Origin of the sequence: Streptomyces sp. NBC_00669 (genome assembly GCF_036226785.1) — a bacterium.
Classification (GTDB): domain Bacteria; phylum Actinomycetota; class Actinomycetes; order Streptomycetales; family Streptomycetaceae; genus Actinacidiphila.
Map to the genome: position 1 here is coordinate 6,074,972 of NZ_CP109018.1, position 19,682 is coordinate 6,094,653.

24 protein-coding genes and 1 tRNA gene are annotated in these 19,682 nt (G+C 71.8%); 17 read left to right on the plus strand and 8 right to left on the minus strand.

Going from position 1 to position 19,682, the window contains the following annotated elements; all coding sequences use genetic code 11:
- Positions 1 to 78 precede the first annotated feature (78 nt).
- Positions 79 to 393, plus strand: coding sequence for a hypothetical protein (locus tag OG896_RS25680; protein WP_328464545.1), 315 nt, complete (start codon positions 79 to 81; stop codon positions 391 to 393).
- On the opposite strand, the gene OG896_RS25685 is transcribed toward OG896_RS25680, so the two are convergent.
- Together OG896_RS25685 and OG896_RS25690 are read right to left on the minus strand one after the other, a co-directional pair.
- A complete protein-coding gene (locus OG896_RS25685; protein ID WP_329369098.1) occupies positions 377 to 973 on the minus strand; it encodes an isochorismatase family protein in 597 nt (198 codons plus the stop codon). The genes OG896_RS25680 and OG896_RS25685 overlap by 17 nt on opposite strands.
- A gap of 112 nt (positions 974 to 1,085) precedes the next feature.
- Positions 1,086 to 2,417 carry a nicotinate phosphoribosyltransferase gene (locus OG896_RS25690; RefSeq protein ID WP_329369099.1) on the minus strand — a complete coding sequence of 444 codons (1,332 nt, stop codon included), beginning with the start codon at positions 2,415 to 2,417 and terminating at the stop codon, positions 1,086 to 1,088.
- A 178-nt stretch (positions 2,418 to 2,595) separates the two neighbouring features.
- Between OG896_RS25690 and clpS the strand changes: the two genes are divergently transcribed.
- The 8 genes from clpS (at position 2,596) to OG896_RS25730 (ending at position 8,154) form a co-directional block, all read left to right on the plus strand.
- Positions 2,596 to 2,901 (plus strand): ATP-dependent Clp protease adapter ClpS, encoded by a 306-nt coding sequence (gene clpS, locus OG896_RS25695; protein WP_328464539.1) that lies wholly within the window; start codon positions 2,596 to 2,598, stop codon positions 2,899 to 2,901.
- Positions 2,901 to 3,464: a DUF2017 domain-containing protein gene (locus OG896_RS25700; RefSeq protein ID WP_329369101.1), complete on the plus strand. Its 564-nt coding sequence runs from the start codon at positions 2,901 to 2,903 to the stop codon at positions 3,462 to 3,464. The genes clpS and OG896_RS25700 overlap by 1 nt, the downstream gene beginning before the upstream one ends.
- Before the next feature lie 85 nt (positions 3,465 to 3,549).
- A complete protein-coding gene (locus OG896_RS25705; protein WP_329374268.1) occupies positions 3,550 to 5,124 on the plus strand; it encodes an amino acid permease in 1,575 nt (524 codons plus the stop codon).
- A gap of 31 nt (positions 5,125 to 5,155) precedes the next feature.
- Positions 5,156 to 5,566: a M67 family metallopeptidase gene (locus tag OG896_RS25710; RefSeq protein WP_328464535.1), complete on the plus strand. Its 411-nt coding sequence runs from the start codon at positions 5,156 to 5,158 to the stop codon at positions 5,564 to 5,566.
- An 85-nt stretch (positions 5,567 to 5,651) separates the two neighbouring features.
- The gene (locus OG896_RS25715; protein WP_328464533.1) at positions 5,652 to 5,741 is read left to right on the plus strand and encodes a putative leader peptide; all 90 of its coding nucleotides are present in this window, start codon (positions 5,652 to 5,654) and stop codon (positions 5,739 to 5,741) included.
- Between the two features lie 132 nt (positions 5,742 to 5,873).
- Positions 5,874 to 6,200, plus strand: coding sequence for a MoaD/ThiS family protein (locus OG896_RS25720; RefSeq protein WP_329369103.1), 327 nt, complete (start codon positions 5,874 to 5,876; stop codon positions 6,198 to 6,200).
- Entirely contained in the window at positions 6,200 to 7,150 is a 951-nt protein-coding gene (locus OG896_RS25725) for a PLP-dependent cysteine synthase family protein (RefSeq protein ID WP_328464529.1), read from the plus strand. Before OG896_RS25720 ends, OG896_RS25725 begins: the two co-directional genes overlap by 1 nt.
- A gap of 251 nt (positions 7,151 to 7,401) precedes the next feature.
- Entirely contained in the window at positions 7,402 to 8,154 is a 753-nt protein-coding gene (locus OG896_RS25730) for an MBL fold metallo-hydrolase (protein WP_328464527.1), read from the plus strand.
- An 8-nt stretch (positions 8,155 to 8,162) separates the two neighbouring features.
- Here OG896_RS25730 and OG896_RS25735 read toward each other — a convergent pair whose 3' ends face one another.
- Positions 8,163 to 9,437 carry a PTS transporter subunit EIIC gene (locus OG896_RS25735; protein WP_329369106.1) on the minus strand — a complete coding sequence of 425 codons (1,275 nt, stop codon included), beginning with the start codon at positions 9,435 to 9,437 and terminating at the stop codon, positions 8,163 to 8,165.
- Positions 9,438 to 10,034: 597 nt separating this feature from the next.
- Between OG896_RS25735 and OG896_RS25740 the strand changes: the two genes are divergently transcribed.
- From OG896_RS25740 to rdgB, 4 genes are all read left to right on the plus strand, one after another.
- Positions 10,035 to 10,268 (plus strand): PTS glucose/sucrose transporter subunit IIB, encoded by a 234-nt coding sequence (locus OG896_RS25740; RefSeq protein ID WP_328464523.1) that lies wholly within the window; start codon positions 10,035 to 10,037, stop codon positions 10,266 to 10,268.
- A 45-nt stretch (positions 10,269 to 10,313) separates the two neighbouring features.
- A complete protein-coding gene (rph, locus tag OG896_RS25745; RefSeq protein ID WP_328464521.1) occupies positions 10,314 to 11,048 on the plus strand; it encodes a ribonuclease PH in 735 nt (244 codons plus the stop codon).
- A gap of 186 nt (positions 11,049 to 11,234) precedes the next feature.
- Positions 11,235 to 11,804 carry a hypothetical protein gene (locus tag OG896_RS25750; RefSeq protein ID WP_329369108.1) on the plus strand — a complete coding sequence of 190 codons (570 nt, stop codon included), beginning with the start codon at positions 11,235 to 11,237 and terminating at the stop codon, positions 11,802 to 11,804.
- Positions 11,805 to 11,811: 7 nt separating this feature from the next.
- A complete protein-coding gene (gene rdgB / locus OG896_RS25755) occupies positions 11,812 to 12,417 on the plus strand; it encodes an RdgB/HAM1 family non-canonical purine NTP pyrophosphatase (RefSeq protein ID WP_329369110.1) in 606 nt (201 codons plus the stop codon).
- A gap of 48 nt (positions 12,418 to 12,465) precedes the next feature.
- On the opposite strand, the gene OG896_RS25760 is transcribed toward rdgB, so the two are convergent.
- The 4 genes from OG896_RS25760 to bcp all read right to left on the minus strand — a co-directional run bounded on the left by OG896_RS25760 (position 12,466) and on the right by bcp (position 14,396).
- Positions 12,466 to 12,540: transfer RNA gene (locus tag OG896_RS25760), tRNA-Leu, on the minus strand.
- Between the two features lie 6 nt (positions 12,541 to 12,546).
- Positions 12,547 to 13,221, minus strand: coding sequence for an HNH endonuclease (locus OG896_RS25765; protein WP_329369111.1), 675 nt, complete (start codon positions 13,219 to 13,221; stop codon positions 12,547 to 12,549).
- The gene (locus tag OG896_RS25770; protein WP_329369112.1) at positions 13,218 to 13,838 is read right to left on the minus strand and encodes an HNH endonuclease; all 621 of its coding nucleotides are present in this window, start codon (positions 13,836 to 13,838) and stop codon (positions 13,218 to 13,220) included. The genes OG896_RS25765 and OG896_RS25770 overlap by 4 nt, the downstream gene beginning before the upstream one ends.
- 90 nt (positions 13,839 to 13,928) lie before the next feature.
- On the minus strand, positions 13,929 to 14,396 hold the full coding sequence (gene bcp / locus OG896_RS25775) for a thioredoxin-dependent thiol peroxidase (protein WP_329369114.1): 468 nt from the start codon (positions 14,394 to 14,396) through the stop codon (positions 13,929 to 13,931).
- Between the two features lie 99 nt (positions 14,397 to 14,495).
- Between bcp and OG896_RS25780 the strand changes: the two genes are divergently transcribed.
- Together OG896_RS25780 and OG896_RS25785 are read left to right on the plus strand one after the other, a co-directional pair.
- Positions 14,496 to 14,822, plus strand: coding sequence for a DUF3618 domain-containing protein (locus OG896_RS25780; RefSeq protein ID WP_329369115.1), 327 nt, complete (start codon positions 14,496 to 14,498; stop codon positions 14,820 to 14,822).
- A 49-nt stretch (positions 14,823 to 14,871) separates the two neighbouring features.
- Positions 14,872 to 15,171, plus strand: a complete 300-nt coding sequence (locus OG896_RS25785) for a GroES family chaperonin (RefSeq protein ID WP_328474117.1) — start codon at positions 14,872 to 14,874, stop codon at positions 15,169 to 15,171.
- A 95-nt stretch (positions 15,172 to 15,266) separates the two neighbouring features.
- Here the strand turns inward: OG896_RS25785 and OG896_RS25790 are convergent, their stop codons facing one another.
- On the minus strand, positions 15,267 to 17,657 hold the full coding sequence (locus OG896_RS25790) for a transglycosylase domain-containing protein (RefSeq protein ID WP_329369116.1): 2,391 nt from the start codon (positions 17,655 to 17,657) through the stop codon (positions 15,267 to 15,269).
- Positions 17,658 to 17,941: 284 nt separating this feature from the next.
- On the opposite strand from OG896_RS25790, the gene OG896_RS25795 reads away from it, so the two are divergent.
- On the plus strand, positions 17,942 to 18,745 hold the full coding sequence (locus OG896_RS25795; RefSeq protein WP_329369118.1) for an ABC transporter permease: 804 nt from the start codon (positions 17,942 to 17,944) through the stop codon (positions 18,743 to 18,745).
- Between the two features lie 172 nt (positions 18,746 to 18,917).
- A complete protein-coding gene (locus tag OG896_RS25800; protein ID WP_329374271.1) occupies positions 18,918 to 19,682 on the plus strand; it encodes an ABC transporter permease in 765 nt (254 codons plus the stop codon).

Here is a 19,682-nt window from a genome sequence, read left to right on the forward strand (position 1 = left end):
GCCGGTCTGACCTGCACTGATGCGACGTTCGGCCGCCGTCCCCTGGTGGGCGGCGGCCGATGCGCACAAGATGTGCACATGGCGGTCGGAGGTTTCATCAAGCTCCCGGGCGGCACGGTCGTGGTGGCGCTCGGCCTGCCGCACCCGGCGTGTCCCGAGCTGACCGTGCGGGTGGTCGTGCACGCCCTGAACCGCCAGCGCGCCCTGACCCGCCTCAGCAACCTGGGCTTTCGCGGTGCGCGGCTGTCCGGCAACGCCGAGCCGCCCACCCCCGACGAGGTCTCCGCGGTGCTCCACCACCCGGACGGCCTGGTGTGGCGCGAGTACCGGGCCCGGGGCGGCGACCCCTGGCACCCCATCTCCGCGCTGAACCGGGTCACTCCCCGCCCGTAGCCGCCGGCTCGCCGCGCAGCTCCACGCCGGCCTCCCGCAGCCGGACGAGCGCCTGCCGGGTGGTGTCCGCGGCCACCCCCGCGGTCAGGTCCAGCAGCACCCGCGTCCTGAAGCCCTCGCGGGCCGAGTCCAGCGCGGTGGCCCGTACGCAGTGGTCGGTGGCGATCCCCACCACGTCCACCTCGGTGACGTCCCGCTCGCGCAGCCACTCGGCCAGGGCGGCGCCGTTCTCGTTCTCGCCCTCGAAGCCGCTGTACGCCGCCGCGTAGGAGCCCTTGTCGAACACGGCGTCCACCGCGCCCGACGCCACCGCCGGCGCGAAGTTCGGGTGGAACCCGACACCCTCGGTGCCCGCGACGCAGTGCGGGGGCCACGACGTCACGAAGTCCGGGTGGTCCGAGAAGTGGCCGCCCGGGTCCACATGGTGGTCCCTGGTCGCCACGACGTGCCGGTACGTCCCGGCGGACTGGCCGATCAGGTCCGTGACCGCCGCGGCCACGTCCGCGCCTCCCTCCACCGCGAGGCTGCCGCCCTCGCAGAAGTCGTTCTGCACGTCGACGACGATCAGTGCGCGGTGCATGGTCTCTCCGAGGGTTCACCGTTCCGGACTACCGAGCGTATTGCGGAAGCCCCGCGCCAACCAGGCCCGGGGCGCCTGTCCGGGAGTCGTTCACCCCTGCCGAGCGGGGGGCCTACAGGGTCTCCGTGGGGAGCACCGGCTCGCCCCGCGACAACTGCGTCGCCGACAGCGGAAGCCCCGCGCGGGCGGCGATGTGCCGGGTGCGGGCCGCGTCGAGCGGCTCGCGCCCCACCACCTTGCCGTTGCGCACCAGCGGGACCAGCAACTGCCGGTCCGCCAGCTCCGCGGGGACCGGCCCGCTGCCGATCACCTCGGCCTCGGCGACCCCGTCGGCGTCCAGCCGCCGGGCGGCCCACTTCCGGCCGCCGACGCTGGTCTTCCCGCCGAGCGCCTTCTTGGCGACCGGCGTGAGCGGCGCGTCGGCCCGGTCCGGCACCGACGCGCGGGCGACCAGCTTGTAGACCATGGCGCAGGTGGGCTGCCCGCTGCCGGTCACCAGCGACGTGCCGACCCCGTACGCGTCCACGGGGGCCGCGGCCAGCGACGCGATGGCGTACTCGTCGAGGTCGGAGGTGACCACGATCCGGGTGTCCTTCGCGCCGAGGTCGTCCAGTTGCTGCCGCACCCGGTGGGCGAGCAGCAGCAGGTCCCCGGAGTCGATCCGCACCGCGCCCAGCTCGGGCCCGGCCACCTCCACGGCGGTGCGCACCGCCTCGGTCAGGTCGTAGGTGTCGACCAGCAGCGTGGTGGAGCGGCCGAGGGATTCGACCTGGGCGGTGAAGGCGTCCCGCTCGGTGTCGTGCAGCAGCGTGAAGGCGTGCGCGCTGGTGCCGATGGTGGGCAGGCCGTAGCGGAAGCCCGCGGCGAGGTTGGAGGAGGAGCGGAAACCGCCGACGTAGGCGGCCCGCGACGCGGCCACCGCGGCCAGCTCGTGGGTGCGCCGGGCGCCCATCTCCATCAGCGGCCGCCCGCCGGCCGCCACCGCCATCCGGGAGGCGGCCGCGGCGATCGCCGAGTCGTGGTTGAGGATCGACAGGATCACCGTCTCCAGCAGCACCGCCTCGGCGAAGCTGCCCTCCACCCGCAGGATCGGCGAGCCGGGGAAGTACACCTCGCCCTCGGGGTAGCCCCAGATGTCGCCGGTGAAGCGGTAGTCGGCCAGCCACTTCAGGGTCGCCGCGTCCACCACCTTCTCCCGTTCGAGGAACTCCAGCACGGGTGCGTCGAAGCGGAAGTTCTCCACCGCGTCCAGCACCCGGCCGGTGCCGGCCACGACGCCGTACCGCCGCCCTTCCGGCAGTCGCCGGGTGAACGCCTCGAAGACCGACCGGCGGTGCGCGGCGCCGCTGCTGAGGGCCGCCTGGAGCATGGTGAACTCGTACCGGTCGGTGAACAGCGCGGTGGACGGCACGTCCACCGGCAGTGCCAGGTCTGCTGTGCTCATGGCGACGATGCTACCCCGCATTTCGTCAAACTGACGAGATGTCGCGGGGTGTGTGCCCCCTCACACGCCCATTTGTGCGACGGCCCCACGGAGCGGCAGCATGGAACCTGTGAGTGCCCACCCGTCTCTGACCGTCCCTGCGAGGACGCTCCCCCAGCCTCCGGCCGGGGGGACCCCGATGTGCAGCGTCGCACCTGCCGAGATCGAGCGCACCGAGTCCAGCGAGGCCCCTTCGGTGGTCCCCGAGCCGGACGTGCCCTGGGTGACCCTCGTGCACAACGACCCCGTCAACCTCATGAGCTACGTGACGTATGTCTTCCAGACGTACTTCGGGTACTCGAAGGGCAAGGCCACCAAGCTGATGAAGGACGTCCACTACAAGGGCCGGGCCGTGGTCTCCAGCGGCACGCGCGAGGAGATGGAGCGGGACGTGCAGGCGATGCACGGCTACGGCCTGTGGGCGACGCTGTCGCAGGACCGCTGATGGCGCGCCGACGGGGCCGTGCCGGCTCCTTCGAGCCGGTCCGCGGCGGCGGCGCCACCATCACGCTGGACGAGGTGGAGATCTCGATCCTGCGCAGCCTCGCCGTCCAGCTGCTGGAACTGGTCGGGCCGGGCGACCAGCCGGCCGACGCCGACGACGACCCGCTCGCGCAGCTCTTCGCCGAGGGCCCCACCAAGCCGCCGGACGACCCGGCGCTGGCCCGGCTCTTCCCCGACGCCTACGAGGAGACCGAGGACGCCTCGGAGTTCCGCCGCTTCACCGAGAACGACCTGCGGGCCCGCAAGCGCGAGGACGCGCTGGCGATGATCCGCGTGCTCGACGCCGGCGGCCCGGTGCTCAAGCTCACCGAGGACCAGGCCCGGCAGTGGCTCGGCGCCCTCAACGACCTGCGGCTGACCATAGGGACCCGGCTCGGCGTCACCGAGGACGAGGCCGACGAGCTGTACCACCTGCCGGAGGGCGACCCCCGCAAGCCGCTGGTCATGGCGTACCTGTGGCTCGGCGGCCTGCAGGAGAGCCTGGTCGAGACGCTGCTGCGCTGACCCTTCGCCCTTTCCGGTGACGTGCGGACCGGCGGCGGTCCCACCCGCCGCGCGGACGCCGCCGCGGGGTACGTATCCGCCCATGGTGGACGAAACGCGCGTGCGGCCCGTGTCGGACGGCCCGGAGGGCGGGCCGGGCGGCGGCCCGGCGACCGGCGAGGAGGGCTACACCCGCGGGCTGGGCAGCCGGCAGATCCAGATGATCGCGATCGGCGGCGCCATCGGCACCGGCCTGTTCCTGGGCGCCGGCAGCGCGATCCACCGGGCCGGCCCCAGCCTGCTGCTGATGTACGCCGTCGCCGGCGCGGTCATCTTCTGCATCATGCGCGCGCTCGGCGAACTGCTCACCTACCGCCCGGTCTCCGGCTCCTTCGCCGACTACGCCCGGGAGTTCCTCGGCCCGTTCACCGGCTACGTCACCGGCTGGACGTACTGGCTGATGTGGGTGGTCACCGGCATGGCCGAGGTCACCGCCGCCGCCACCTACGTCAACTACTGGTGGCCGGGGGTGCCGCAGTGGACCGCCGCGCTGGTGTTCCTGCTGCTGCTGGCCACCGCCAACCTGGTGTCGGTGCGGCTCTTCGGCGAGATCGAGTTCTGGCTGTCGACGGTCAAGGTCACCGCGATCCTCGGGATGATCCTGATCGGCGTCGGCGTGCTCACCCTCGGGGTCTCCGCCGCCGGGCACACCGCGTCGGTCGGCCACCTGTGGCGGGACGGCGGCTTCTTCCCCAACGGGGTCGGCCACTCGCTGCTGACCTTGCAGATGGTGATGTTCGCCTACCTCGCGGTCGAGCTCGTCGGGGTCACCGCGGGCGAGGCCCGCGACCCGCGCAGGACCCTGCCCAAGGCGATCAACACGCTGCCGTGGCGGATCGTGCTGTTCTACGTCGGCGCGCTCACGGTGATCCTGTGCGTGGTGCCGTGGACGGAGTTCCAGCCGGGGGTCAGCCCGTTCGTGGCCGCCTTCGCGAAGATCGGCATCCCGTTCGGCGCCGGCGTGGTCAACTTCGTGGTGCTCACCGCCGCGCTGTCGTCCTGCAACTCCGGCATGTACTCCACCGGCCGCATGCTGCGCGACCTGGCCGCCAACGGGCAGGGCCCGCGCGCCTTCGACCGGCTCACCGCCCGCCGCACCCCGGCGCTCGGCACGTTCGCCTCGGTGGCCGTGATGGGCATCGGGGTGTGGATCAACTACGTGGACCCCGAAGGGGCGTTCACCTACATCACCGCGTTCGCCACGGTGGCCGCGGTGTGGACCTGGGCGGTGATCCTGGCCGCGCACATCCGCTACCGCGCCGCCGTACGCGCCGGGCAGGCCGCGCCCGCGTGGTTCACCGCCCCCGGGGGAGCGGCCGCCAGCTGGTGCGCGCTGGCCTTCCTCGCCCTGGTCGTGGTGCTGATCGGCCTCGACTCCGACGCCCGGGTGTCGCTGTACGGGGTGCCGCTGTGGGCGGCGCTGCTCGGCGCCGGCTACCGGGTGCTCAAGCGGCGCGACCCGGCGGCGTTCGCCCGCCGCCCGCACCTGCCGCCGCCGGCCGCGGCCCCCGCGCCCGGCGGCGGCCCGGCGGTGAACCCGGGAGCGGGCAGCGCGGAGGACCCGGCGGAGGACCCGGCGGCGGGGGAGTCCGGCGGACTTCCGGGCACCCCGGCGGTGTAGCGGCCGGGCCGGCCCCTGTTACTTTTCCCGCATGCTCACCATCACCCAGGACCTGTACGACGCGATCGTGGCCCACGCCCGCGCCGACCACCCCGACGAGGCGTGCGGGATCGTGGCGGGGCCGGAGGGCAGCGGCCGCCCCGAGCGGTTCGTGCCGATGCTGAACGCGGCCCGCTCGCCGACGTTCTACGAGTTCGACTCCACCGACCTGCTCAGGCTCTACCGCGACATGGACGACCGCGACGAGGAGCCGGTGATCGTCTACCACTCGCACACCGCCACCGAGGCGTACCCCTCCCGTACCGACATCTCCTACGCCAACGAGCCCGGCGCGCACTACGTGCTGGTCTCCACCGCGGAGGAGTTCCAGTTCCGCTCGTTCCGCATCGTGGACGGCCAGGTCACCGAAGAACCGGTCGAAGTAGTGCCTTCCACGTCGTGAGCTTCCGGATACTGGGACGGACCAGCCGGACGGGGCAAGGGAATCGATACGATGACCCCATGGTTCTCCTCGGTGTGAGCGACTCATGAGCGACACGGCGCCCGGCGCGCTGCTCGTGGCGCGGCTGCACGTCGACCTGTGCCGCCGTACCAGCGCGGCGTGTCCGCGCGCCTGAGCGCGCCCGCCGCCCGGGCGGCACACCGCTCGTCGCCGTCCGGCACCGCACCCGCACGGCCCGCACGGAACCACCCCGGCTCCAGACCGGCGCCACCCACCCAGCTTCGTCCGTACTCACAGGAGCGCAGTCATGGCCATCGAGGTCCGCATCCCGACCATCCTCCGCACGTACACCGACGGCCAGAAGGCCGTGCCGGGTGCCGGGACCACGCTCGACGAGCTGTTCACCGACCTCGACTCCCGCCACGCGGGTCTGCGCGACCGCGTCGTGGACGGCGGCGAGCTGCGCCGCTTCGTGAACGTGTACCTCAACGACGAGGACGTCCGCTTCCTCGACGGCATCGCCACCAAGGTCGCCGACGGCGACAGCGTGACGATCCTGCCCGCCGTGGCCGGCGGCTCGGGCGCCCCCGACCCGGCCGCGCGCACCGCGGCCGCGCCGGCCGGCCGACGCTGATGCGGTACGACAGCCCGCTGGCCGCGGTCGGCAACACTCCGCTGGTGCGCCTGCCCCGGCTGTCGCCGTCGGAGCAGGTGAGCGTCTGGGCGAAGCTGGAGGACCGCAACCCCACCGGCTCGGTCAAGGACCGCCCGGCGCTGCACATGATCGAGCGGGCCGAGGCGGAGGGCGTGCTCACCCCCGGCTGCACCATCCTGGAGCCGACCTCCGGCAACACCGGCATCTCGCTGGCGATGGCGGCCCGCCTCAAGGGCTACCGGATCGTCTGCGTGATGCCCGAGAACACCTCCTCCGAGCGGCGCGAACTGCTGGCCATGTGGGGCGCGGAGATCATCTCCTCGCCCGCGGCCGGCGGCTCCAACACCGCGGTGCGGGTCGCGAAGGAGCTGGCCGCCGAGCACCCCGACTGGGTGATGCTCTACCAGTACGGAAACGCGGCGAACCCCGGCGCGCACTACGCCACCACCGGCCCGGAGATCCTCGCCGACCTGCCCACCATCACCCACTTCGTGGCGGGCCTGGGCACCACCGGCACCCTGATGGGCGTCGGCCGCTACCTGCGGGAGAAGGTGCCCGGCGTCGCCATCGTGGCCGCCGAGCCGCGCTACGACGACGTCGTCTACGGCCTGCGCAACCTCGACGAGGGCTTCGTACCCGAGCTGTACGACGAGTCGGTGCTGACCACCCGCTTCTCGGTCGGCTCGCAGGACGCGGTCCGCCGCACCCGTGAACTCCTGTCCGAGGAGGGCATCTTCGCCGGGGTCTCCACCGGCGCGGCGCTGCACGCGGCACTCGGCGTGGCACGCAAGGCCGAGCAGGCCGGCGAGCGGGCGGACATCGTCTTCGTGGTCGCCGACGGCGGCTGGAAGTACCTGTCCACCGGCATCTACACCGCCGCCTCCACGGAAGAGGCCGTCGCCGCGCTGCACGGCCAGCTCTGGGCGTAGGCCCACAGGTGAGCGGGCCCCCGGCCGCCCGGGCCCTAGCACGGTGACCCGCTCCCCGCGGGGTACGCGGGGGCGGGTCGCGTTCGCAGCCGGGTTCGGGGTGACCCGGACTGGTGATTCCGCCCACAACCGGTGCCCGTAAGAGCGCGCTGCGCAGCCGCCCGCTTTACCCTTCCTAGAACGTGGCGGGAGTCCGCCACCTAGGAGCCGGATCGGGGCGATGCGCCGCGCCCTCGGAGGTGTACCCCGCGATGAACCTCACCGTCGTCGGCTGCTCGGGCTCGTTCCCGTCCGCGGACTCGGCCTGCTCGAGCTATCTGCTCGAAGCCGACGGCTTCCGGCTGCTGATCGACATGGGCAACGGCGCGCTGGGCGAACTCCAGCGCCACTGCGGCCTGTACGACCTGGACGCGGTGCTGCTGAGCCATCTGCACGCGGACCACTGCATCGACATGTGCGGCTACTTCGTGGCCCGTTACTACCGCCACGAGGGCGGCCCGGTCTCGGCGATCCCGGTCTACGGCCCGGCGGGCACCGAGCGCCGGCTGAGCATCGCCTACGGCGACGTGCCGGACGAGAAGTGCATGAGCGAGGTCTTCGACTTCCGCACGCTGCGGCCCGGCGCGTTCCGGCTCGGCCCGTTCGAGGTCACCACGGCCGCGGTCAGCCACCCGGTGGAGGCGTACGGCTTCCGGATCGAGGCCGACGGCCGGACGCTGGCGTACTCCGGTGACACCGGACCGTGCGAGGCGCTGCGCGGCCTGGCCGAGGGCGCGGACCTGTTCCTGTGCGAGGCGTCCTTCACCCACGGCAAGGAGGACATCCCCGACCTGCACCTCAACGGGCGCGAGGCGGGGCAGATCGCCGAGGGCGCGGGCGTGGACCGGCTGGTGCTCACCCACATCCCGCCGTGGACCAACCCGTCGGTGAACCTCCGGGACGCGCAGGCCGCCTTCGCCGGTCCGGTGGAACTGGCGAAGGCGGGCGCGGTCTACGAGATCTGACGGAGCGACTACTTCGTCAGATCCTCGACTTCCTCCACGGGTTCACGCCCCGGTGTCTTGAGGTCGAACTTCACGATCGCGAACCGGAAGACGGTGTAGTAGACCGCGGCGAAGACCAGGCCGATCGGGATGATGAGCCATGGCCGGGTGGCGTGGTTCCAGTTGAGCACGTAGTCGATGAAGCCGGCCGAGAAGTTGAAGCCGGCGTGCACGCCCAGGCCCCAGGTGACGGCCATCGACGCGGCGGTCAGCACGACGTGCACCGCGTACAGGATCGGCGCGATGAACATGAAGGAGAACTCGATCGGCTCGGTGACGCCGGTGACGAACGAGGTCAGGGCGAGCGAGACCATCATGCCGAGCACGGCCTTGCGGCGCTCGGGCCGCGCGGTGTGCGCCATGGCCAGCGCGGCGGCGGGCAGGCCGAACATCATGATCGGGAAGAAGCCGGACTGGAACATGCCCGCGGTGTGGTCGCCGGCCAGGAACCGGGTGATGTCGCCGTGCACGACGGTGCCGTCGGGCTTGGTGAAGTCACCGAGCTGGAACCAGGCGACGGTGTTCACGAACTGGTGCATGCCGACCGGGATCAACGCGCGGTTGACGCCGCCGAAGAGCGCCGCGCCGCCCGCGCCGAGACCGGTCATCCAGTCGCCGAAGTGCGTGATGCCGTTGCCGATCGGCTCCCAGACCAGGCCGAAGAAGACGCCGACGAGCAGGCCGACGAAGGCCATCAGGATCGGCACCAGCCGGCGGCCGTTGAAGAAGCCGAGCCAGTCCACCAGCTTGGTGCGGTGGTACCGCTGCCAGATCACCGCGGAGAGCAGCCCCATGATGATGCCGCCGAGCACGCCGGGGTCGTTGTAGACCGCGGCCACGTCCACGCCCTTGTTGGCGGTGGTGTTGATCACCGCGTCGTGCACCGGGAACGCCTGGAGCACCTTGCTGTAGACGAGGAAGCCGACGACCGCGGCGAGCGCCGTGGAGCCGTCCGACTTCTTGGCGAAACCGATCGCCACGCCTATGCAGAACAGCAGCGGCAGCGCCCCGGTCAGCGCGCCGCCGGCGTTGCTGAAGACGGTGGCGACCTTGCCCCAGCCCAGGCCGTCCTTGCCGAAGACGTCGTCGGCGCCGAGCCGGACCATGATGCCCGCGGCGGGCAGCACCGCGATCGGGAGCTGGAGGCTGCGGCCGACCTTCTGCAGGCCCTGGAAAAGGCCGGAACCCCGCTTCTTCGCGGGGGCCGCGGGAGCCGCGGGGGCCGGAGCGGTGGCCGTACTCATCGAAAATCCTCCGTGGGGACAGGTCTATACCACTAAGTGGTGTAGACCTTTGTAACACGTGAGGCGGAGGGAGCGGAATCCTTGATTCCGTATGTGCTGCGCCACATCGGCCGGCCGGCCCGCCGCCGCCCGGCGCTGCCCGACGTCGTCCATCCGTCGCCGTCGGCGCGCTCTCCGCCCGCCCGGCTCCTCGGGCTCACGACCGGGCGTTTCCGGGTCGAAAGGGAGGGCGGCAAAGCGGACGAGAACATAGTAGACCAGCGCGAAGCGGGCGCCGACGATCGGCGACGGACGCGGCCGGGTCGTAGTCGGCGGCGTGAGCGATCGCTCCCGCGGCTCCCTTGCGGCGGCCCGATCGGGTCGGTCGCGTACAGTGGTCTAAACCACTGGTTGCGCTCCGGCGCGTTCCGTCGCCGCGGAGGGCACCCCGCGGACGGGGTCGTCGGAGGCCGGAAGGGACGCCCCGGGCGAGCCTTCACCACCCGTGAAACAGGGCCAACCGTGGGTTAACGTGACATAACGGAAACATACCGACCCGCCGGCGGGTCCCGGTGGGCACGGGAAGCGCCCGGCGGGCCAGGACAACAGGAGAAGCAGATGGCCACCAAGGCAGAGAAGATCGTCGCCGGGCTCGGCGGAATCGACAACATCGAAGAGGTCGAGGGCTGCATCACCCGCCTGCGCACCGAAGTGGTCGACCCCACCCGCGTCGACGAAGCCGCGCTGAAGGCCGCCGGCGCACACGGCGTGGTCAAGATGGGCAACGCGATCCAGGTCGTCATCGGCACCGACGCGGACCCGATCGCCGGGGAGATCGACGACATGATGTAAGTGCGGGGGACAGGGGCGGCCGCTCACCCGGATAGGCTCAACCGCATGTCACGATTCGACGGCCGCACCCCCGACCAGCTCCGCCCCGTCACCATCGAGCGGGGCTGGAGCAAACACGCCGAAGGGTCCGTCCTGGTCGCCTTCGGCGACACCCGAGTGCTCTGCACCGCCAGCGCCACCCAAGGCGTACCGCGCTGGCGCAAGGGCAGCGGCGAGGGCTGGGTCACCGCCGAGTACAGCATGCTGCCGCGCGCCACCAACACCCGCGGCGACCGCGAGTCCGTCCGCGGCAAGATCGGCGGCCGCACCCACGAGATCTCCCGGCTGATCGGCCGCTCACTGCGCGCCGTCATCGACTACAAGGCGCTCGGCGAGAACACCATCGTCCTCGACTGCGACGTCCTCCAGGCCGACGGCGGCACCCGCACCGCCGCGATCACCGGCGCCTACGTCGCGCTCGTCGACGCGGTCGCCTGGATGCAGGCCAACCACCTGGTACGGCTCAAGGCCAAGCCGATCACCGGCACCGTCGCCGCCGTCAGCGTCGGCATCGTCGACGGCGCCCCCGTCCTCGACCTCGCCTACGAGGAAGACGTCAAGGCGGAGACCGACATGAACGTCGTCTGCACCGGGGACGGCCGCTTCGTGGAGGTCCAGGGCACCGCGGAGGGCGCGCCCTTCGACCGGGCCGAACTCGACGCGCTGCTCGCACTCGCCACCGGCGGCTGCGCCGACCTCAGCAAGCTCCAGCAGGCGGCCCTGGCCACCGTGGCCGACTGACGGCTCCGGCCGGCGGCCCCGCACCGGGCGCGGAGAGCACCCCTCTCCGCGCCCCGCACCCCTACCCACACCCACCCCTATCTGCGCCCGCACCCCAGTTCGGGGGCAACCCTCCCCGCGCACGCCGCGTGTCTACAGATGCGCGTGGTACGCCGCCGCGCGCGGAGCCGGGGAGGGATCACCGCAATGAACCGCCGCCGCACCGCCGTTCGCACCGCCCGCTTCGTACCCGCGCACGTCATACGGGCCACCGCCCCCGTACGCGCCCACGCCCGCGCCCGCGCCATACGGGTCCTACGCGCCACCCGCGCCGAACGCCGTACAGGCGCCGCACCCGCCCACGGCAGGCGAACCGGCCGCTTCTTACGCACCCGCGCCGCCGTCCTGCCGCTCGCCGCCCTGCTCTTCGCCGTGACCCTCACCGCCTGCCACGGCGTCACCCGCGCACTGGACTGCGCCAAGACCGCCGCCACCGTCGCCGGCGACGTCCAGGACCTGCAGAGCAACGCCACCAACATCGGCCAGGTCTCCGACCCCAGCCGCCGCAAGGCCACCGTCAAGGCCCTCGACAAGGTGCAGACCGACCTCGACCGGATCGGCGACCGCCGCCACGACCCCGACGTCAGCCACGCCGTCTCCGACCTGTCCGCCTCGGTCCGCCGCGCCCGCACCAGCGCCGCCGACGGCCACAACCCCGACCTGCGCCCCGTCGGCAGCGCCGCCGGCCACCTCACCGCGGTCTGCGCCCAGGGATAATCGGTCCATGACCACCCGTCTCGTGCTCGCCACCCGCAACGCCCACAAGGTCACCGAACTCCGGGCCATCCTCACCGAGGCCGGCCTCGACAACGACCTCGTCGGCGCCGACGCCTACCCGGAGATCCCCGACGTCAAGGAGACCGGGGTCACCTTCGCCGAGAACGCGCTGCTCAAGGCACGCGCCCTCGCCGAGGCCACCGGGCTGCCCGCGGTCGCCGACGACTCGGGGCTGTGCGTGGACGTGCTCGGCGGCTCGCCCGGCATCTTCTCCGCCCGCTGGGCCGGCAAGCACGGCGACGACCTCGCCAACCTCGACCTGCTGCTCGCCCAGCTCGGCGACATCGAACACCCGCACCGCGCCGCCCACTTCGCCTGCGCCGCCGCCCTCGCGCTGCCCGACGGCACCACCCGCGTCGCCGAGGGCCGGCTGCGCGGCACCCTCCGGCACGCCCCGGCGGGCGCCGGCGGCTTCGGCTACGACCCGATCCTCCAGCCCGACGGCGAGGAGCGGACCTGTGCGGAGCTGAGTGCGGCGGAGAAGAACGCGATCAGCCATCGCGGCAAGGCGTTCCGGGCGCTGGTCCCGATGCTCACCGAACTCCTCGGCTGAGCCTGCCGAGAGCGCGGCATCCACGGATGGGATGCCGCGCCCGAGCGGTGGGCCCGGTGGGACTCGAACCCACGACACGCCGGACCTAAACCGGTGCCCTCTAGCCTGCTGGGGTACGGGCCCGCCGCGTTACTTTACTTCGTCGCGGGCGTCCCCCGCACGGCCGGACCGGCGCCCGAACGTAGCGGTCTGGCTGTGGCACGACGGGCACAGGTACCGCAGGTTCTCGCGGCGGTCGTCCAGCGGGTCGCCGCTGATGTGATCGATCTCCAGGACCAGGCGTCGGCCCTGCCACAGCTCACCGGTGCGGCACTCGGCGCAGACCCGCGGCACCCCGATGTCGTCCAACGCGCGCCTGAGCATCCTCGTCCCGGTACGGCTCGCGCCTGCACGGCGTCGGACGAGTATCTGCTCGGCGGGCTTCCGGTTCGGTGACACGCTGCCCAGGAAGTGCTGCTGCCCGGTGAAGTGGGCGGTGTCGATACCGAGCGCGTCCAGACTTCTCCTTACCCGCCTGCGTCCCGTGGTGTCGCACCGTAGGCCCAGTGCTCTGAGCACGCCGCTGACGCTGCTGGACGCCGTGACGGCAGCCGTGAGCACCTCCCGCCCGATCAGCTCCTGGCCGTAGCCGCGTAGGTCGGTGAAGTGGGTGGTGTCGACGCCGCAGCGCGTCAGTCTCCGGCGCAGGCCGCTGCGCGAGACGGGATCGGAGGGCAGGCCGAGACGGTCCTGGAGTTGCGCGAGGCTGGTGCAGTCCACTGCTTCCCGCGCCAGTAGCTCGCGGTCGAACCGTGGCGCGCTCATCGGATTGCGCGGCTGCGGCCGCGGTACGTGTCGGTGACCGCATGGCAGTTCGGGCACAGGAAGCGCAGGTTCTCCCGGCGGTTGTCCCACCACTCTCCGCTGAGGTGGTCGACTTCGAGGGTGAGCGGCTTCCCGTTCCACTCCGTGCCGATGCCGCACATCGCGCAGGTCTGCGGCACGCCCGACCGCACCAGCGCGCCGCGCAGCCGGCGGCCGGGAACCCTGCCCCGGGCCGGGTCGCCCAGCCGCAGCGGGCCCTCCCGCCGGGCACCCGGGGCGCGTTGGGGCGGCGGCGCGAAGTGCGAGGTGTCGATGCCGAGCGCGGTGATCCGGCGGCTGATGTGCGTCTGGTTGCCGCCGACCTGGCTGATACCGAGGTGGCGCACCACGCCCTTGACGCTTGTCGACGCTGCCACCGCGGCGCGCAGCCTGTCCTCGGTATGTCTGGTCCGCTGGGTGGCGAAGTGGGTGATGTCGATACCCGCCTCCGCCATCTTCAGCCGTAGATAGCGCCGGCTGCCCGGCGTCGGACGGCCTCCGCAGTGGCGGACCGCGTCGTCGATGTGCGCTTCGCGAGCCGCCTCCTCCAAGAGCTCGCGGGTGTACCTGACTGCCATGGCCGCCTCCGCAACCGTGCGCGTGTTCGTACTCTCGTACGGGTCAACGAAGGCGGTGGGTGGGGGTTACGTGGCGGGGGTGGGTGGGGGTCAGATCTTCAGGTCGCGGAGGAGTTTGGCGACGTGGCCGGTGGCCTTCACGTTGTAGAAGGCGTGCGCGACCTTGCCCTCCGGGTCGACCACGAGGGTGGAGCGGATGACGCCGGTGACGGTCTTGCCGTACATGGTCTTCTCGCCGAAGGCACCGTACGCGGTGAGGACGCTGCGGTCGGGGTCGGCGAGCAGGGTGACCTTGAGGGACTCCTTGTCGCGGAACTTCGCGAGCTTCTCCGGCTTGTCGGGGGAGATGCCGAGGACGTCGTAGCCGGCGTCGGCGAACACCGCGAGGTTGTCGGTGAAGTCGCACGCCTGCTTGGTGCAGCCGGGGGTGAGGGCGGCGGGGTAGAAGTAGACGATCACGTTGCGGCCGAGGTGGTCGGCGAGCGAGACCGGGTTGCCGTCGGCGTCCGGCAGGGTGAACGCGGGGGCGGTGTCGCCGGGGGAGAGACGGTCGGACATGAAGGCTCCTGGGGCAAACGGGGGTGCCGACGAGGCGCGGGCCGCGTCGTACTGACAGACTGTCCGAACGCTACCTAATCAGGCGATGGAGGCAGTGCGGTGTCGGAAGGTGCCAGGACGGCCGCTGAGATCGAGGCGGATATCGCCCGCAGGCGGCAGGACCTCGCGGTGACGCTTGACGAGATCGCGGTCCGGGTCCACCCGGTCACGATCATGCGGGACACCAAGGCGAAGGCGGTGTCCGCGCTGGACAACACGGTCGGGCAGGCCTATGTCGCGGCCAACCGCGCGGTCAGCCGGGCGCGGGCGCAGTTCGTCGACGAGGACGGCGCGCCGCGGATGGAGCGGATCGTGCCGGTCGCGGTGGCCGGGGCGGCGGTCGCGGCCGCGGTGGTCGGTCTCACCGTGTGGCGCCGTCGCCGGTAGGTTCGTCGGCGTGAGTTCGAAGAGTGCACACGACAAGCTGCCCATCCGCATGCTGCACGACCGCGTTCTGGTGCGGCAGGACAGCGGTGAGGGCGAGCGCCGCAGTGGCGGCGGCATCCTGATCCCGGCGACCGCGGCCGTCGGGAAGCGGCTGGCCTGGGCCGAGGTGGTCGCGGTCGGCCAGCACGTGCGGAGCGTCGAGGTCGGCGACCGGGTGCTGTTCGACCCGGAGGACCGGGCGGAGGTGGAGGTGCAGGGCGTGGCGTACGTCCTGATGCGCGAGCGCGACCTGCACGCCGTGGCCGCCGAACGCCTCCAGGGCGACGACTCGACCGGCCTGTATCTGTAGGACCCCCCCCGCCCTGTCCGCCCCCGGCCGCTGCCGGCCGGGGGCGTTGCCTTGCGTGCGGTCAGGCCGGTCTGCTGGTCAGGCAGGTCTGCCGGTCAGGCGGGTCTGCCGGTCTGGCTGGTCAGGCTGGTCTGGCTGTTCGAGCCGTCCTGGGAGCCGTCCCCGTCCTGCGGGGCGAGCGTGTCGGTGGGGCCGCCGCCGGGCGGCTGCACCGGGCCGGTGGGCACGGAACTGGTCGGCGGGGTGCTCGGTGTGCCGGGCGGCGTGGTTCCGGTGGTCGGCGGGGTGCTCGGTGTGCCGGGCGGGGTCGTTCCGGTGGTCGGCGGCGGGGTGTCGGTGGCGGGCGGTGTGGTGGAGCCGCTGTCCGGCGTGGTGGGCTGGTCGTTCTGCGGCGCGACCGTCTCGCTGCCCTTCTGGAGGTCGAGGTGGAAGCCGGTGACCGGCTGGTTCTTCAGGGCGGCGGCGGTGTAGTCGGCCCAGACGGCGCCGGGCGGGCCGCCGCCGTTGATCCGGCCGGTGTTCATGGAGCCGGTCAGCTCCTCCTGGGCGCCGTTGGTCGGGTTCATCCCGAACAGGGCGACGACGGTGGCGAGTTTGGGCGTGTATCCGGCGAACCAGGCGGCCTTGTCGTTCTCGGCGGTGCCGGTCTTCGCGGCTGACGGCCATCCGGAGTTCCGGGCGGCCGAGGCGGTGCCGGTGGGGCTGTCGACCACGCTCTTGAGCATCGCGGTGGTGGTGTCGGCGGCGCTGCGCGGCACGGACTGCACCGGCTTGCGGTCGGGCAGGTTCAGGGCGTTGCCGTCCTTGGTGACCTTCGCCACGATCGAGTACGGGATCTCCACGCCGTGGTTGGCGAGGGTCGCGTACGCCTGCGCCATGTCCAGCGGGCTGGCGCTGTTGGGGTTGGCCTGGCTGCTGCCGAAGGCGCCCAGTGCCATGGCCGGGGTCTGCGGGATGTCGACGGCGTCAGGGATGCCGAGGTCGTGTGCGGTGTCGATGACCTTCTTGGTGCCGACGTCCTGTGCCATCTGCGCGAAGACGGCGTTGACCGACTGGTCCATCGCGCGGGTGACGGTGATGTTGCCGTAGTCGACGCCGTCCTCGTTGTTCGGGTGGTAGCCGACCGGGCCGTTCGGGCCCTGCACCTGGCGGCCGCTGTCGCCGTTGTAGACGGTGGTGGGGGTGATCGTCCGGCCGTCCTGGGTGGTGGACTGGTTCTGCAGCGCGGCGGTGAAGATCACCGGTTTGAAGGTGGAGCCGGGCTGGTAGGTCCGGTTGGTGGCGCTGCTGACGTACTGCTTGGTGTAGTCGATGCCGCCGTAGAGCGCGACGACGTTCCCGGTGGAGGGGTCGATGGAGACGCCGCCGGCTCGGACGTACTTGTCCTGCTTGGTGTGGCCGAGCTTGTCGTAGACGTCGTCCTGGGCCGCCTTGACGAAGGCGTCCTCCTTGGGTTTCTGGATGGTGGTGACGATGCGGTAGCCGCCGTGGCTGAGCGCGTCGGCGTCCACGATGTGGTGGTCGGTGAGGTACTGGTTGACGGCCTCGATGATGTAGCCGCGCTGTCCGGCCTTGCTCGCGATGGGCTTGGGTTTGCCGATCGTCGGGAAGGTGACGGCGGCGCGCTGGGTCGGGGTGAGCCAGTGCTCCTTGACCATGCCGTCCAGGACGTAGTTCCAGCGGGCCTTGGCGGCGGGGGCGTTCTCGGGGTGCGCGGACAGGTCGTACTCGCTGGGTGCGTTGAGCAGTGTGGCGAGGTAGGCGGCCTGGCCGGTGGTGAGGTCGGCGGCGTTCTCGCTGAAGTACGCCTGGGAGGCGGCCTCGATGCCGTACGCGTTGCGGCCGTAGTAGCTGGTGTTGAGGTAGCCCTCGAGGATCTGGTCCTTCGTCTCGTTGCGGTCGAGCTTGATCGAGATGAAGAACTCCTTCACCTTGCGGGAGGCGGTCTGGCTCTGGGTGAGGTAGTAGTTCTTGACGTACTGCTGGGTGATGGTGGAGCCGGACTGCTTGCCCTTGCCGGTGGCGGTGTTCCAGGCGGCGCGCACCATGGACTTCGGGCTGACCGCGGACTCGTGGTAGAAGTTGCGGTCCTCCGCGGCGAGGGTGGCGTAGCGGGCGGTCGTGGCGACCTGGTCGAGCGGGATGCTCTGCCGGTTGACGGCGCCGTCGCGGGAGATCTCGGTCTTGCCGTCGGAGTAGAGGTAGACGTTGTTCTGCGCTATGGCGGCGGCGTTCGCGTCGGGGATGGACACCAGGGCGTAGCCGACGAAGAAAGCGCCGACCAGGAGCAGCAGCAGGGCGAAGGACCCGCCCAGGACCATCCGCCAGGTCGGCAGCAGCCGGCGCAGGCCGGTGCGGCGCGGGCGGCCGGACGAGGACTGGCGGGGTGCCCACCCTTCCTGCCGCAGTCCCTGCGGTCCCGACGGCGAACCGTTTCCGTGGCCGTCGCTGCTCCGGTCCGTACTCGGGTTCGGATCGTCACTCATGTCTGTAAGGACTCCTCGGCCGCCGTCAGGGTTGGCCTGCGGCGGTACATCATGGACCAACCGTTACGTACGCGCCCGTACACCCACGTAGTCCTCCGACTCCCACACTGTCGCATCATCCGCCCGGTGCCGACCGGCATCGGGTATCCGTGACAGGGCTGTGACGGGCCGTCCGGCGCAGCTCGCCCACCCGTTCGGCCCAGGAAAACCGTTGGCAGCGCTGGCCGGCCGAACGCTAGGGTCGGCGGTTTGTGTGCCAGGCCACGTGAGGGGGTTCACAGTCGATGGGCGGTTTCTACGTGGCGGTGGTCACGCGGGGCTTCCGCCGCTACTCCACGTACCGCGTCGCCACCGTCGCCGGTGTCTTCACCAACTGCGTCTTCGGGCTGATCATCAGCTACAGCTACCTGGCCCTGTGGGACCAGCGCCCGCATCTGGGCGGCTACAGCGAGGGCCAGGCGCTGACGTACGTGTGGCTGGGGCAGGCGCTGCTGTCGCCGATGGCGCTGATGGGCGGCGGGTGCGAGGACGAGTTGATGGAGCGGATCAGATCCGGGGACATCGCGGTGGACCTGTACCGGCCGGCTGACCTCCAGGGGTGGTGGCTGGCGCAGGACCTGGGGCGGATGGCGTTCCAGCTGCTGGGGCGCGGGGTGCTGCCGGTCCTGTGCGGCGCGCTCGTCTTCGACGTGGCGCTGCCGTCCACGCCCGTGACCTGGCTGCTGTTCGCGGTGTCGGTGGGGCTGGGCGGGCTGGTGAGTTTCGCGCTGCGCTTCCTGGTCGGGCTGAGCGCGTTCTGGCTGCTGGACGGCAGCGGGGTGAGCCAGGCCACGATGCTGACCGGGCTGTTCTTCTCGGGGATGCTGCTGCCGCTGACGGTCTTCCCGGGTGCGCTGGGCGAGCTGGCGCGGGCGCTGCCGTGGGCGTCGATGCTCCAGGTGCCCGCGGACGTGCTGCTGGGGCGGCACCAGGGCACCGGGGCGGTGCTGGCGCTGTGCGGCCAGGCCGGCTGGGCGGTGGCGCTGCTCGGCGCCGGGCGGCTGCTGCAGACGGTCGCGGCGCGCCGGGTGGTGGTCCAGGGTGGCTGAGACGGAGCTGCCGCGGCAGCCCGGCGGGTACGGCGGCGGCCGTGGTCCCGGCCGTGGTCTCGACCGCGGTTTCGGCCACGGCAGGGAGCCGTACGGCTCCGGGCGGTACGGCCTTCGGCGGTCGGCGTGGCAGGCCCGCGAGGCGGTGCGCGCGTACGGCCTGATCGTGGGGATGTGGGTGCGCTCCACCATGGCGTACCGCACGTCCTTCTTCCTGACCGCGCTCGGCAACTTCGTCGCGACCGGGCTGGACTTCGCCACGATCGTGATGATGTTCTCGCACATCCACCGGCTCGGCGGCTTCTCGCTGCCGGAGGTGGCGTTCCTCTACGGCGCGTGCAGCACCTCCTTCGGCATCGCCGACCTGGTGATGGGCTCCATGGAGCGGCTCGGCCGCCGGGTGCGCGACGGCACCCTGGACACGCTGTTGCTGCGCCCGGTCCCGGTGATCGCGCAGGTCGCCGCGGACCGCTTCGCGCTGCGCCGGGTCGGCCGGCTCACCCAGGGTGTGCTGGTCCTCGGTTGGGCGCTGCTGCGGGTGGACGTGCACTGGACGGTGGTGAACGTGCTGATGGTGCCGATGATGCTTCTGTCGGGCGGGGTGATCTTCAGCGCGGTGTACGTGGCCGGCGGGGCGTTCCAGTTCTGGGCGCAGGACGCCTCGGAGGTGCAGAACTCCGTGACCTACGGCGGCAACACGATGCTCCAGTACCCGCCGGGGATCTTCGCCCGGGACCTGGTGCGGGGCGTCACCTTCGTGGTGCCGCTCGCCTTCGTCAACTGGCTGCCCGCGCTGTACGTGCTGGGCGAGCCCGATCCGCTCGGCCTGCCCGGCTGGCTGGACTTCGCCTCCCCGGCTGTCGCCGTGGTCTGCTGCGCGCTCGCGGCCACGGCCTGGCGGGTGGGCCTTCGTACGTATCGCAGCACAGGGAGTTGA

Bases quoted from the DNA above. Each gene is read 5' to 3' on its own strand.
- OG896_RS25710 (WP_328464535.1), top strand. From the start codon at position 5,156: ATGCTCACCATCACCCAGGACCTGTACGACGCGATCGTGGCCCACGCC.
- rdgB (WP_329369110.1), top strand. From the start codon at position 11,812: ATGACCACCCGTCTCGTGCTCGCCACCCGCAACGCCCACAAGGTCACC.
- OG896_RS25795 (WP_329369118.1), top strand. From the start codon at position 17,942: ATGGGCGGTTTCTACGTGGCGGTGGTCACGCGGGGCTTCCGCCGCTAC.
- OG896_RS25700 (WP_329369101.1), top strand. From the start codon at position 2,901: ATGGCGCGCCGACGGGGCCGTGCCGGCTCCTTCGAGCCGGTCCGCGGC.
- OG896_RS25800 (WP_329374271.1), top strand. From the start codon at position 18,918: ATGTGGGTGCGCTCCACCATGGCGTACCGCACGTCCTTCTTCCTGACC.
- OG896_RS25730 (WP_328464527.1), top strand. From the start codon at position 7,402: ATGAACCTCACCGTCGTCGGCTGCTCGGGCTCGTTCCCGTCCGCGGAC.
- OG896_RS25785 (WP_328474117.1), top strand. From the start codon at position 14,872: ATGCTGCACGACCGCGTTCTGGTGCGGCAGGACAGCGGTGAGGGCGAG.
- OG896_RS25680 (WP_328464545.1), top strand. From the start codon at position 79: ATGGCGGTCGGAGGTTTCATCAAGCTCCCGGGCGGCACGGTCGTGGTG.
- OG896_RS25725 (WP_328464529.1), top strand. From the start codon at position 6,200: ATGCGGTACGACAGCCCGCTGGCCGCGGTCGGCAACACTCCGCTGGTG.
- OG896_RS25690 (WP_329369099.1), bottom strand. From the start codon at position 2,417: ATGAGCACAGCAGACCTGGCACTGCCGGTGGACGTGCCGTCCACCGCG.
- OG896_RS25765 (WP_329369111.1), bottom strand. From the start codon at position 13,221: ATGAGCGCGCCACGGTTCGACCGCGAGCTACTGGCGCGGGAAGCAGTG.
- OG896_RS25720 (WP_329369103.1), top strand. From the start codon at position 5,874: ATGGCCATCGAGGTCCGCATCCCGACCATCCTCCGCACGTACACCGAC.
- OG896_RS25740 (WP_328464523.1), top strand. From the start codon at position 10,035: ATGGCCACCAAGGCAGAGAAGATCGTCGCCGGGCTCGGCGGAATCGAC.
- OG896_RS25715 (WP_328464533.1), top strand. From the start codon at position 5,652: ATGAGCGACACGGCGCCCGGCGCGCTGCTCGTGGCGCGGCTGCACGTC.
- clpS (WP_328464539.1), top strand. From the start codon at position 2,596: ATGTGCAGCGTCGCACCTGCCGAGATCGAGCGCACCGAGTCCAGCGAG.
- bcp (WP_329369114.1), bottom strand. From the start codon at position 14,396: ATGTCCGACCGTCTCTCCCCCGGCGACACCGCCCCCGCGTTCACCCTG.
- OG896_RS25790 (WP_329369116.1), bottom strand. From the start codon at position 17,657: ATGAGTGACGATCCGAACCCGAGTACGGACCGGAGCAGCGACGGCCAC.
- rph (WP_328464521.1), top strand. From the start codon at position 10,314: ATGTCACGATTCGACGGCCGCACCCCCGACCAGCTCCGCCCCGTCACC.
- OG896_RS25770 (WP_329369112.1), bottom strand. From the start codon at position 13,838: ATGGCAGTCAGGTACACCCGCGAGCTCTTGGAGGAGGCGGCTCGCGAA.
- OG896_RS25685 (WP_329369098.1), bottom strand. From the start codon at position 973: ATGCACCGCGCACTGATCGTCGTCGACGTGCAGAACGACTTCTGCGAG.
- OG896_RS25735 (WP_329369106.1), bottom strand. From the start codon at position 9,437: ATGAGTACGGCCACCGCTCCGGCCCCCGCGGCTCCCGCGGCCCCCGCG.
- OG896_RS25750 (WP_329369108.1), top strand. From the start codon at position 11,235: ATGAACCGCCGCCGCACCGCCGTTCGCACCGCCCGCTTCGTACCCGCG.